This is a genomic window from uncultured Adlercreutzia sp. (assembly GCA_910585575.1).
Classification (GTDB): Bacteria; Actinomycetota; Coriobacteriia; order Coriobacteriales; family Eggerthellaceae; genus Adlercreutzia.
Genome location: CAJUFS010000024.1, coordinates 1 through 12711 on the forward strand (window position 1 = coordinate 1; position 12711 = coordinate 12711).

Sequence of the window (12711 nt, forward strand, 5' to 3'; positions counted from 1 at the left end):
AGAAGACGGAGGTAGGACTTGCCGGAAAGATTCACAGGCATAATGTTTCCTTTCAGTGAAAACGTATCAGGTGGGGCGGCCGACGGGATGCCGGCCGCCCGAAAGTGCTAACGCTCAAGCCGCGTCAGGCTGCGTGCTTAGATAGCCTCGCGCCAGGCCGGCATGGACATGCAGCGCGGGCCACCACGGCCGCGGGACAGCTCGGCCGACGGCATCTCGAGCACGTTGATGCCCGACTTGTACAGGATGTCGTTGGTGACGTTGTTGCGCTGGTACACCACCACGGTGCCGGGGCGCACGCACAGCGTGTTGGAGCCGTCGTTCCACTGCTCGCGCTCGGCCGCGATGCGGTCGCCGCCGCCGCAGGGGATCAGCGTGACCTTCTCGCCGACGTACTCGGACAGAACGCTCTCGAGGTCCTCGTTGCGCTCGCGGATCTTGGTGCCGCCCTTGCCGTCCGGGGTGATCTCGAACACCGTCAGCGGGCCCATGATGCCGGGGTGGATGGTGAACTTGTCGCGGTCGATCTGGGTGAACACCGTGTCCAGGTGCATGAAGGCGCGGGACACCGGGATGTTGAAGGCAAGGATGGTGTCGATGGTGCTCGTCTCGTCGTTGAAGACGTTGTGGGCCAGCTGATCGATGGCGTCGGGCTCGGTGCGCTGGGAGATGCCGATGGCCAGCACGTGCTCGTTGATGTTCAGGATGTCGCCGCCCTCGATATGGAAGGTCATATCGCGGTGGTAGTACTCCGGCGTACCCTGGAAGTCCGGATGATACTTGAAGATGTAGTCGCCGTAGATGGTCTCGCGGTTGCGCGTCTGGCTGTACATACGGTTGATGGACACGCCGTTGCCGATCATCGCGAACGGGTCGCGGGTGAAGTACAGGTTCGGCATGGGGGCGCACACGAGCTTGCAGCGGTCAGACACCATGTCCACCAGCAGGTGGGTGTCGCGCTGGGGCAGCTCCTGCAGGTTGATGCCGGCCATGGTCTTCATGACCATGTCCTTGGTGCCCGCGTAGTTGGAGTTGATGTAGTCCTTGATGATGTCCTTGTAGGTGTCGGTGCGGATGCCGGCCTCGAAGATCCACTGATCCAGGAACTTCTCGCGCAGCTCGGGATGAGCATCGATAACCTCGGCCATGAGGTCCTCGAGGTACACCACCTCGACGCCCTCGCCGCGAAGAATCTTCGCGAAGGTGTCATGCTCCTCCTGGGCCACAGGCAGGAACGGGATGTCGTCGAACAGCAGCTCTTCCAAGGTGTTCGGGGTGAGGTTCAGCAGCTCGTCGCCGGGGCGATGAAGGATGACCTTTTTGAGGTCGCCGATCTCACTTTTGACGTTTACTCCTTGCATAAAGCTCTCCTATCCTAATCGGATGATAGAAACTTTGCCAGCCACACAAGATCGTCCGCCGCCTCGAAGTGAAAACCCGGAGTCGGTGAGGTGGTCTGTTGTGTTTGGGCTGCGATAAACATCCCACATCATGGGGTTCGACACCCGTCAAGAAGGCTTTGTTTGACGGCACGGTATCGAGATGACACCGTTTCGTCACTTAAATATAAGCAAAAAGGTTTTCTTTTTAATGAGCCGAGAAGTATTCGTTATATAAGCTGGTAAACGATGATATCTTCCGTTGGAAATGCCCACGGAATAAAGCCGCTCTCACCATCGAAACCTCTGCTATAATCAACGGCTGCGGCACGCATCGCCTTCGTTTGTCTGCCGTTTTCGCGCACGAGTCGCTTTCGGGCTCGTCGTGCACTCTTCGTTCGCGTCGGGACGTGGCGCAGTCTGGTAGCGCGCCTGCTTTGGGAGCAGGATGTCGCAGGTTCGAATCCTGTCGTCCCGACCATCTTTTTTGTTCCGCCGTTGCTGACGCAACGTCGTTCACGCCGATGCTGCGGGTCCGACAGGCACCTGGCCTTGCCCCTTGTTTTGCCCACGGCGCGTACCCAAGTACGCTTGGGGCAAAGGCGGGGCAATTCCAGGCACCTGTCGAACCCTCGCTGACTTCCTTGGGCTCACCAGTGCGACAAAAGTTTATTAATTGTATTTGGATTTGTGGGGCTTTCTGCTCTACTCTGTCTTCTATGGAAAAGCTGAAGCTCAAAAGATTGTGGTTGCTGGTGCCAGGCGTTGTTGCCTTGGTGCTGACGTGGCTGGCGCAGATTAGCCCCGCTGTCACCGACGCCGTGTTCAGTCGGGGCTTGTACCCCTGGTTGTCTTCGGCTTGGGGCTTTCTTCCCTCTCTGGTGCCGTGGTCGGTAGCCCAGTGGGTGGTGGTGGCGTTTCTGCTCTTCTGCGTAGGCTTTGTGGTGTGGTACGGGCGTGCCTTCGTGAAGGAGAAAGGCGCACGCCGCTTTGTGCTGTGGCGCGCGGTGGTCACGGCGCTGGCCGTGGTGTCGATCGGGTTCACCATCTTCGCCCTGATGTGCGGCCTCAACTACTACCGCCTCACCTTTGCGGAAGATGCGGGGTTCGAGCTGCGCGAGTCCACCACCGAGGAGCTGACCGCCCTCTGCGAGACGCTGGCCGCCAACACCAACGAGGCCCGAGCGGAAATCGACGGCAGTCCCGACGACTACGCCGCCAGCCAGGGCGGCTTCGAAGCCTACGCCCAAGCCGCGGCTGCCAACATGGAAGCGCTGGCCCAGACCTATCCGGCCCTCGAACGGCCGCTGTACTCCCCGCCCAAGCCAGTACTGTTCTCGGAAGCGCTCAGCTACCTGGACATTGCCGGGATGTACTTCCCCTTCACCGTCGAGTCGAACATCAACGTGGACGGCCCCTTTTTCACCATCCCCGCCACCATGGGCCACGAGCTGGCCCACCAATGCGGCTTCATGCGCGAAGACGAGGCCAACTTCATCGGGTATCTGGCCTGCAAGAACGCCGCCGATCCCCTTACCCGTTACAGCGGCTACTCGCTGGCCTACGACTACGCTATCTCGGCGCTGGTGCGGGCGGATCGGGACCAGGCGGTGGCCGTCAACGACACGCTGTCGGAGGCAGTGAAGGAAGACCGTCTCGCCCGCAGCGAGTTCCTGAGGAAATACGAAGGCCCCGTTGCCCAGGCCTCGAACGCCGCCAACAACGCCTACTTGAAGGCCAACCAGCAGCAGGACGGCACCCGCAGCTACGGCCGCATGGTGGATCTGCTGTTGGCCGAGGCACGGGAGGAACAGTAACCCCCGTCAGCCGGGCCCGCTTGATCCCTTTCGGCACTCCCCTCGCGGTTCAGCCCCCGCCCTGCGAACGCTTACTCCTGCACCAAATACAGCCCGTACTCCAAAGCGTCCACCAGGGCGTTCCAGGAGGCCTCGATGACGTTTTCCGACACGCCGACGCTGCCCCAGGTGTCGCTGCCGTTGGTGGTGGTGATGGTCACGCGGGTGATGGCGTCGGTGCCCTGACTCTCGTCCAGCAAACGCACCTTGTAATCGATAAGCTCCATGGCTGCCACCTGCGGATACGATGCCGCGATGGCCATGCGCAGCGCCGCGTCGAGCGCTCCCACGGGACCGGCGCTCTCACCCGTGGCCACGAAGCGCTCCGGCCCCACATGAATTTTCACCGTGGCCTCGGACAGCGCGTCTTTGGCCAGCGCGCCGGTATCTTCCCGATCGTCCACAATCACGCGGAAACTTTCCAGCGTGAACGACGGGCGATACAGGCCCAGATGGCGCAGCAGGAGCAAACCCAGCGAGCCGTCGGCCACCTCGTAGGCAAAGCCGTGGGCCTCGCGCTCTTTGATGTCGTCGAGCACTGCCTGCACGTCCACCCCGGCCCCCTCCAAGTCGAATCCCAGGCTGCGGGCCTTGGCCAGAAGCGACGCCTTACCGGCCAGCTCGCTGACCAGCATGCGATTGGCGTTGCCCACCGATGCCGGATTCACATGCTCGTAGGCCTCGGGGAAGCGGGCAATGGCGCTGGCGTGCAGGCCGCCCTTGTGGGCGAAGGCGCTGGCGCCCGTATAGGGATGGTGGGGCGAAACGGACAAGTTGCACAGTTCGGCCACATACTGGGAAAGGCTCGTAAGCTGCGTCAGGCTATGCGCACCGACGCATTCCGCGCCCATCTTCAGTTCCAAGTCGGCGATGACCGTGCAGAGGTCCGCATTGCCCACGCGCTCACCGATGCCGTTCACCGTGCCCTGCACCTGAGTGGCGCCGCCGCGCACCGCAGCCAGGGTGTTGGCCACCGCGCAGCCGGAATCGTTGTGGCAGTGGATTCCAAAGCGAGCCTGCGGAAAGGCGGCCACTACCTCGCGTACCGTTTCTTCCACCTGGAACGGCAGTGCGCCGCCGTTGGTTTCGCACAGATCCACCGACGCGGCCCCCGCCTCCACGGCGGCCCGCACGCAGGCCAGAGCGTAATCGGGATTGGCTCGATAGCCGTCGAAAAAGTGCTCGGCATCGAACACCACCTCGCGGCCAGCGGCTGCCAAATAAGCCACCGATTCGGCAATCATCCGCAGGTTCTCCTCAAGCGAGGTGCGCAGGGCGCGCTCCACCTGGGCATCCCAGGTTTTTCCCACAATGGTGACCACGGGCGCGCCACAGGCAAGCAGGTCGGCCAGACCGGAATCGCCGGCTGGCGCCACGCCCTTCTTGCAGGTGCTGCCGAAAGCCGCAATGCGCGCATGGCGCAGGTCCATGGCCGTCACCTGTTGGAAGAACGCCACATCCTTGGGGTTCGATCCCGGGAAGCCGCCCTCAATGATGTCGATGCCGAAGTCGTCGAGCCGCGCCACAATGGCCAGCTTGTCCTCTAGCGACAGCGTCACGCCCTCGCATTGCTCGCCATCCCGCAACGTGGTGTCATAGGTGAAAACGCGCTGGCCCATTGCGACTTCCTTCCGTTGATTTCTCCTGGCGTCATTATAGAAGTTTCCCGCGCCCAGCGAACGGATTACCTGACAGGAGGAGCGTTGCTGCCTCAAGCGAGGCGATTATCCCTGTCAGATCCAGGCATTCATGGCATAATTCCTTTCGAGACATTTCAGGAGGGGACCATGAAAGCCGCAGAAACCGACCAGAGCCTTTCCGGGCAGCGTGCCCTGTTTGTTACCACGGCAGGATTCTCGCTCTTCTACGCCGTCTGTGTTTCCTTCTTCTATTCAACGTGGCTGGTTGGCCATGCCGAAGAAGCCGTGCAGAGCTTCGACAATGTGCTCAACCTGGCCATGCTCGCTGCCGCCGCCCTCTTCTTTCTGCTCGTCCGCCACTGGAGCAATGCCACGCAAAAAGCCTGTCTCCTCCTTGGCTACCTCGCCTTGGCCGCGGGCATCGTCGTGCTTTTCTTCAATACGGTCACGCCCCTGAGCCCTACCTTTGTTCTCTTCTCCGCCGTCTGCGCGGGCGCCGGTATGAGTCTCACGGCTCCCTTCTTCTTCGCCTCCCTGGCTTCCTTTTCGCCGAAGCAGACCGCTCTCGGCTGCGGCACCATGGCCCTCGTGGGCATGGCCCTGGACATGGCCTGGTCCTTCGCAGCACCCCCGCTTTTGCTGGCCGTTCAGCTGATCGCCCTTGCTCTCTCGGCGCTGTGTCTGAAGCGCTCGTTCCAGAACTCCCCTTCCGAAGCGACACCCGAAACCACCGCCTCAGGACCCGACCCGCTTACCGCTTCGGGACAGCGCGACTTCTTCAACGTCTTTCTGGTGTCCATTATCGGCACCTTCGCCCTTTCGGTGGTTTACGGCATCATCGATACCACGGCCGCCGGCATTGGGCCTTCCGTTAAGGCAACCGCCGGTATCTCCCAAGTAGGCGGCCTGGCGGCGGCGCTGGTATTTCTGGGATACTTCGCCCTAGCCAAGCGTACCTCGGCGACGTTTCTCTTCAACCTGGTTTTCGGACTCTTGGCCTCCGGCATGCTGCTCATCCCCTTTTTGCCGAACGACTACATGGTCACGCTGAACATTGTGGCCGCAGCGGGTTGGAAGCTTGTCATGCTCTCGCTGTTTTACCTGGTGGTCATCACCTACGCCCATGCGCGAACGCAGCTGCTGGCCGCCATGGCCATGGCCTACGCGCTTCCCCGCTTTGGCCTGTTCATCGGCCTCAACGTCGCCCTGCTCTTTAACGTTGGTGACGGCACGGACATTGCCCGCACCACCACCGTGGCCTTTTTCTTGCTCTACCTTATTTTCATGGCCGTGTGGTTTGCCAACACCCACGAGCGCCGCCGAGCTCTTAAGGAGATGCAGGCCGCCTACGAGGAGCTCGGCCGCTTCACCAAAGAGTCCGGCGACTATCGCAAGAACCTTGCCGAGGAGTTGGCAGCAGAGCACGGCCTGACCAACCGCGAGAGCGACATCCTTCAGCTTCTGGCCCAAGGACGCGATGCGGCCTACATCAGCGAGACCCTTTTCCTTTCGCGCAACACGGTCAAAAGCTACCAGAAGAGCATCTACGCCAAGCTCGGCGTCCACTCAAAACAAGAGATCATCGAGTTGTTCACTCCCAAGGAAGCCTCATAGGCGCCTCGCGTTTCCCCAGATGAGCGTCCCCACCCCAAGGGGGGTTTCGGCTTTTCCCTCTTCAGGCGGGGTGCGTCAAAGCATCCTTTCCTCCTATGCTGCAAACGTCGAAACGACCAAGGCAATTCAGCAATGCATACCAAGGAGGAACTTATGAGGGAGATCGCCACGAACGTATCGCGCCGCCGCTTCATCACGGGCACCGCCATGGCCGGCGCCCTGACTGCGCTGGGTCTGGCCGGCTGCGCCCCGAAGGCATCGGGTGCCGACGAGCTGCCGCAGACGGGAGTCACTCAGGATATGAACTGGGACGAGGAGTGCGAGGTGCTGGTGGTGGGCAGCGGCTATGCCGGACTGGCCGCCGCCATCGAGGCCAAGACAGCTGGCGCCGATGTTAAGATCATCGAGAAGACGAATCGCGTGGGCGGCAACTCGGCCTTTGCTGCCGGCGACATGGCCGTCTATGGCTCCAAGGTGCAGGAGCGCGAGGGCATCACCGACTCCATCGACGCCTTTGTTAACGATATGCTGGTGGCGGGCTTGTACCTGAACGACGAAGAGAAGTGCCGCCTCATTGCCGAAAAGTCCAACGAAACCTGGGAGTGGTCCGTCGAGATGGGCGCCACCTGGGATCAGGACGAGAACGGTGAGCCCTACCTGTACCCCTATGGCGGCCACAGTATCATGCGCACCATCTGCCAAGGTGCTGGCGGCGGCTCCAATGTAACCGGCCCGCTGTCGGAGCGCCTGGGCGAGATGGGCGTTACTGTGGAAACCGAGCGCATGCTTGTCGAACTGGTGCAGAACGGTGAAGGACGTGTGATCGGAGCCATTGTGCGCGACGGCGCCATGGACAACGACGTGGAGAGCGGGACGGCCGTCAGCATTCACGCTACGAAAGCCGTCGTTCTGGCAACGGGTGGTTTCGGACGCGACCTGGAGTTCCGCATGGCCCAAGACCCGCGCCTGGACGAAACCGTCGACTGCACGAACCAGGAAGGCGCCACCGCCGAGGCCCTCAAGGCCTCGATCAAGGCCGGTGCCATGGCCGTCCATACGGACTGGATCCAGCTTCTTCCGTTCATGAGCCCCGACGAGCAGGGCTATGGCGTGGCGGCCTTTTACACCGACGGCCAGGCCAGCTACGCCCCCACGCTCTCGAAGGCCACGGGTAAGCGCATCGTCAACGAGCTGACGGACCGCAAGCGCTATGCCGACGCCATCCTTGAAACGGGCGAGCCCTGCATCCAGATTACCTGCGCGAAGGCGCTCTATGGCAACGGGCTCCAGGATGCCATCGATGCCGGCATTACCAAAGAGTTCGCTTCCGTGGAAGAGGCCGCTGCCTTCTACGAGATGCCCGTGGACGTCGTAGTGGAAGAGATCAAGCGTTACAACTCCTTTGTGGCCAGCAAGGTGGACGAGGATTTCGAGAAGCCCATCCCCGATGACGCCCAGCCCATCGACGAGGCACCGTACTACGGCGTGCGCCTGTGGCCGAAGGTACACCACTGCATGGGCGGCGTGAAGACCGATCTGGATTGCCGCGTCCTGGATATGGACCTCACTCCCATTCCGGGGCTCTTTGCGGCCGGCGAGGCCGCGGGCGGCGTTCACGGCGCCTGCCGCTTGGGCTCTTGCGCCACCACCGACTGCCTGGTCAACGGGCGTATTGCTGGCCAGAAGGCTGCAGCCGAAACGGCCGAGGCCTAACCTGGCCGACAACCCAACTCTCCCCCTCGGCTCGAGCGCGCTTTTGCACCCTGGCAGAAGCGCGCTTGCCGTTTTCCAGGACTCCGACTCTTGGCGCAATCGTTTTCCTCAAGCGGACAACAGAAGACTCACAGGACGGTGGCTCCGCAGCCGCCAATTCGCCGATCGCACGATAATGAAGGGGTCAACTAATTACGACCCTGGCCCGGGACGCCCCCTCAAGTCGGTGCCCCTCTTCAAAGGCGGTATTCCATGAACGGCACTTCTTCGCGCAGATCCTCCTCTTCACGTCCCTGGGAAAAAGCACTGGTCGCCTTAGGCACCGTAGCCGCTGCGCCCCTGGGAGCGGCCGCGGCATACCGCCACTACGTGCACCATCGCTGCGCGCGTTTTCTGGCAACCGCCGAAGCGGCTTTCGACGCGCCCGGCCTTGCAGAGAATTTCGTGCCCCAGGACCTCGACTATCTTTCTTCCTGCGACGGTTTTGTCTTCAGCGGCTACAACGGCAAAGGCGGCCCTTCGCCCCTGTATCTGTGCCCCAAGGGAAAGGATCCCTTCCCTGTCTTCATTGAGCTGCCCGACGGATCGCTTTACTGCGGGCACGGGGCGGCCGTGGCCACCGACGGACAGCGGGTGCTGGTCACCACGGCAACCGGGTTTATGGCCCTTGAGGCCGCCGATCTTGCCTCTGCCGAGCCCAACGCGCAGCTTCGTCCCGTCGACCATCGCTTCGTCGACCTGACGCCGGCCTTCATGGGCATTTACGACGATATCCTCTATCTGGGTGCCTATTACTATCCCGTGCTGTTCAACACGCCGGGGCGCATGCACGTGACCACTCCCGACGGCCAACAGGACAAGGCGGTCATGTACGCCTTCCACCGCGACGAAGCAGAGCCCTGCGGGTTTGCATCCGCGCCTTTCGCCGTGTACGCGTTGCCGAAAGAGGTGCAGGGCATGGCGGCGCTGCCCGACGGACGCTTCGTCTTCTCGTGCTCCGTAGGATTCGTCAACTCTCACCTGCGCATCTACGACTCGCGCTCACTGGCCGCCGACGGCACTTACTTGGCTCAATGGCACGTCGTGCCACGCTATGATCTGGACGATCGCACCCTGGTGGACACGTGGACCGTACCGCCCATGAGCGAGGGCATCACCCTGCACGACGGCGCTCTGTATCTGCCGTTCGAGGCCGCCAGCACCCGCTACCGCATCGGCGCTCTGACGGGAGGCAAGCACGTCTACCGCCTTCCGCTTTCTGCATTTGACGAGCAGACGTCCCTCGAGGATGCGTCCTAGAGCACTTTCTCGAAGGCGATGCGCGCACCCCCGGCTTCGGGGCCTTCAGTAAGCGTGATGGCACCGCAGTACGTGAAGCCGAACTTCTCCACGGCGCGGCCCATGGGGGCATTGTCGGCGTGAGTGTCGATGCGCATCGAAGTCATGCCCTCCGCAGCCGCCTTGTCGCAGGCGAATTGGAAAAGCTCGGCGATAAGGCCGCGCCCACGCTCGTCCGGATCGACGGCGCAGCGGTGGATGGTTGCGTAGGGGCCGGCCGTCAGCCACTCCCCCTCCAGCGTGTCATAGGCCGCCTCGGGGGCATTGCTGTAGCGGAACACCGCAACGACGCGGCCCCCTTCCAGCCCCACGTAGGCCATGCCCTCGGCCACGTCAGCTTCCCACGTGGCACGATCGGGATAGCCAGCCTGCCACTGATCGATGCCCATAGCCGCCATGTTCGCCTTGGCCCGGTCGGTGATGGCCGTCATAGCCTCCACATGCTCCGGCCGTGCAACGATGATGTCCACAACGCCCTCCTTGATTCTTTTCAGCGGACTATAGCATACCGACGAAAGAGCGCGACCGGCTCAAAATGCCTCACTCACCAATCGATGCCTCTTCCAGTCCCATATCCGACAGCGCGATCAAGGTGGCCCCGACCTCTTCTGCGGCTTCTCGGCAACGGTCGGTGAAGCCCCTCTTAGCAAACAGATAGAGTTGAATGCCGCGGTCACCCTGGATGATGGCAGCGCGGTGCCTTAACGTCTCAAGCACGTCGACATCGACAAGTTTGTTCTGCCACTTGCACTCTCCGCAGATGAGGGATCCGTCATCGCGCGTTGCCACCACATCGATCTCCGCCTGCTCCTTGCGCTGTGGATCCGTCCCCCACCAGCGCCCGATATCCAAGATAAAGGGAGTGTCTTCCAGACCCGCCCCAGCGAGAAGCCACTGTCGACACACCTCTTCAAACACGGGCCCCGTGAACGTAGACAGGTGATTCTCGCATACAAGCTCAGCCACCTCCGCAGCGCGACCCGCTTGCAACGGCGTCAAATAGCGTGGCACGAAGCGATACCAGAAGCGAAAGAGGTTATCAGCGAGCGCATAGCGCATTTTTTTGCGGTTGGCGTCCACAACAGGAAGCTCTTGACGCACAATGCCCAACTCAATCAGGTTTTTCAGATAGGTCGCCACAGCAGTTCGATCAATGCCCGACACACTCGCTATGTCCGACAATCGACCCTCTCCCTCGGCGATGGCGCGGATGATGGCATTATAGCGCGCAGGCTCCCGCACCTCTTGCTGCAAGAACGCATCGGGCTCCCCATACAGAAAAGCGTCAGGCTGGAACACATTAAGGGCAAGATTCTCTTCGATCCCCTTTTCCTGATCAATCTGTTGCAGGTAGAGAGGAACGCCGCCCGCAATGCCATACCACGTGACCAGATTCTCCGCCTTTATGCCCGCAAGCAGCTGTGATGCCTGAAGGATGTCGAAGGGTTCCACCTTTATCTGAGCCGTGCGCCTTCCGTACAGCGGGCTCTTGTATCCCAGCACTTGGTGTTCCATAAAGCTCATGGAAGAACCGCACAGGATCAGAAAGAGTTTGCTTTTTTCCTTCCTGCCGTCAACGAGATGCTGCAGAACGGACGATACGGATCGATCGCTTTCCGCCAGGTAAGGATATTCGTCAATGACGAACACGATGCGCCTTTCGGCAGCGAGGTCGAACACATACTCGAAAGCCTGCTCGAACGTAGCAAAGACCGGCGAAGGCGCATCGCTTGCCTTCAGGAGGCCATCCGGCTCAAGACGCCCGATGGCAACGCTGAGCGCCTCAAGGTTCTCTCGCGCCGTCGATTCTCGGGCGGAGAAATAAACAGCAGGCTTCCCCTCGATAAAGTGAGTGATAAGAGAAGTCTTTCCCACCCGTCGTCGACCGTAAATAACGGGCATCTGGAAGGAGCCTGCTGTATAAAGCCTCTCCAGCGTTGAGAGCTCGTGTTCTCGTCCAACAAAAGTCATCCACCACTCCTTATGGATTTTTGTATATTCGTATTTATACTAAAAAGAATTATACAAAATTGCATCGAGGAGGACAAGGCAGAGGGCGCAGAGAAAGAGCACCCGCCAGCTGCAAGGGACCGGCGGGCGCTTCAAACACGCGACGGAGGTTTACGCGTAAGTGAAGTGGGTGCCGGTCTTCCCCTCCAGGGCTTCCTTGGCCTTGCCGAGACTCGTAATAATGGCACGTTTGGCGGGGTTGGCGCGGACGAACTTCATGCAAGCCTCCACCTTCGGCTGCATGGAGCCGCTACCGAACTGGCCCTCGGCGCAGTAGCGAGCAGCCTCCTCAAGCGACAGATGGTCGAGGTCCACCTGATCGGACGTGCCGAAGTTCACGGCCACCTTCTCCACCTCGGTGAGGATGAGCAGCGTATCGGCAGCTACGTCCTCGGCCAGAAGCTCAGCGCCGAAGTCCTTGTCGATGACAGCGGCTACGCCATCGAGCGAGCCGTCGGGGTTCTGCACCACCGGGATGCCACCACCGCCCACACACACGACAATGGCCTGGGGCCACAGCAGCTTCACGGCCTCGATCTCGACGATCTTTTGGGGCTTGGGGCTCGCCACCACACGGCGCCACCCGCCACGGGCCTTGTCCTCCTGCATGACATAGCCGCGCTCGGCCTCCAGCTGCTTGGCCTCACCCTCGTCGTAGAAGGGACCGATGGGCTTGGTGGGATGGGCGAACGAGGGATCGGCGCCGTCCACAATGGTCTGAGTGACCAGCGCCACCACCGGCACATCTACCCCATGCTTGGCCAGCTCATGACCGAACGCCTGCTGGATGTGGTAGCCAATGTAGCCCTGACTCATGGAGCCGCACACTTCCAGCGGCATGGGCGGCACAACGTCCTTGGCCGTCTCGGAGGACAGCAGGATGCGACCCACCTGCGGACCATTGCCGTGCACGACAGCCATCTCGTAGCCAGCAGCGGACAAGTCGGCGAGAATCTCGACAGTGTTTTTCACCACTTCAAGCTGGGAGGCCGCCGTACCATCGCTCTCCTTGGACTGCAAGGCGTTACCACCCAGCGCGATAACCACTTTTTCTGCCATGGGATTCCTTTCTGCTTGGTTCAACAAGAGGTTCGCCCGCCAGCTGCAAGGGACCGGCGGGCGAACGAATGCGCGCGCTGTTAAGGAGCGCACCGGGAAAAG

Annotated in this window: 9 protein-coding genes and 1 tRNA gene; 5 read left to right on the plus strand and 5 right to left on the minus strand. The window is 61.3% G+C overall.

Annotated features, from left to right (window positions below):
* Window positions 1-137: 137 nt before the first annotated feature.
* Window positions 138-1361, minus strand: a complete 1224-nt coding sequence (gene arcA / locus QZ307_RS04705; RefSeq protein ID WP_295996580.1) for an arginine deiminase — start codon at window positions 1359-1361, stop codon at window positions 138-140.
* 422 nt (window positions 1362-1783) lie between these two features.
* On the opposite strand from arcA, the gene QZ307_RS04710 reads away from it, so the two are divergent.
* Together QZ307_RS04710 and QZ307_RS04715 are read left to right on the plus strand one after the other, a co-directional pair.
* Window positions 1784-1860 (plus strand) — tRNA-Pro (locus QZ307_RS04710).
* Window positions 1861-2134: 274 nt separating this feature from the next.
* A complete protein-coding gene (locus QZ307_RS04715; protein ID WP_295996583.1) occupies window positions 2135-3196 on the plus strand; it encodes a DUF3810 domain-containing protein in 1062 nt (353 codons plus the stop codon).
* Window positions 3197-3267: 71 nt separating this feature from the next.
* On the opposite strand, the gene cimA is transcribed toward QZ307_RS04715, so the two are convergent.
* Window positions 3268-4854, minus strand: coding sequence for a citramalate synthase (gene cimA / locus QZ307_RS04720; RefSeq protein ID WP_295996585.1), 1587 nt, complete (start codon window positions 4852-4854; stop codon window positions 3268-3270).
* Window positions 4855-5022: 168 nt separating this feature from the next.
* On the opposite strand from cimA, the gene QZ307_RS04725 reads away from it, so the two are divergent.
* The 3 genes from QZ307_RS04725 to QZ307_RS04735 all read left to right on the plus strand — a co-directional run bounded on the left by QZ307_RS04725 (window position 5023) and on the right by QZ307_RS04735 (window position 9501).
* Window positions 5023-6489 (plus strand): LuxR family transcriptional regulator, encoded by a 1467-nt coding sequence (locus tag QZ307_RS04725; RefSeq protein ID WP_295996587.1) that lies wholly within the window; start codon window positions 5023-5025, stop codon window positions 6487-6489.
* A 153-nt stretch (window positions 6490-6642) separates the two neighbouring features.
* Window positions 6643-8202: a flavocytochrome c gene (locus QZ307_RS04730; protein WP_295996589.1), complete on the plus strand. Its 1560-nt coding sequence runs from the start codon at window positions 6643-6645 to the stop codon at window positions 8200-8202.
* 252 nt (window positions 8203-8454) lie between these two features.
* On the plus strand, window positions 8455-9501 hold the full coding sequence (locus tag QZ307_RS04735) for a hypothetical protein (protein ID WP_295996592.1): 1047 nt from the start codon (window positions 8455-8457) through the stop codon (window positions 9499-9501).
* Here QZ307_RS04735 and QZ307_RS04740 read toward each other — a convergent pair.
* The 3 genes from QZ307_RS04740 to arcC form a co-directional block, all read right to left on the minus strand.
* Window positions 9498-10010, minus strand: a complete 513-nt coding sequence (locus QZ307_RS04740; protein WP_295996597.1) for a GNAT family N-acetyltransferase — start codon at window positions 10008-10010, stop codon at window positions 9498-9500. The genes QZ307_RS04735 and QZ307_RS04740 overlap by 4 nt on opposite strands.
* 70 nt (window positions 10011-10080) lie before the next feature.
* Complete coding sequence (locus QZ307_RS04745; RefSeq protein ID WP_295996600.1) at window positions 10081-11511, minus strand: ATP-binding protein; 1431 nt, start codon at window positions 11509-11511, stop codon at window positions 10081-10083.
* Window positions 11512-11661: 150 nt separating this feature from the next.
* Entirely contained in the window at window positions 11662-12609 is a 948-nt protein-coding gene (gene arcC / locus QZ307_RS04750) for a carbamate kinase (protein ID WP_295996603.1), read from the minus strand.
* Between the last annotated feature and the right edge of the window lie 102 nt (window positions 12610-12711).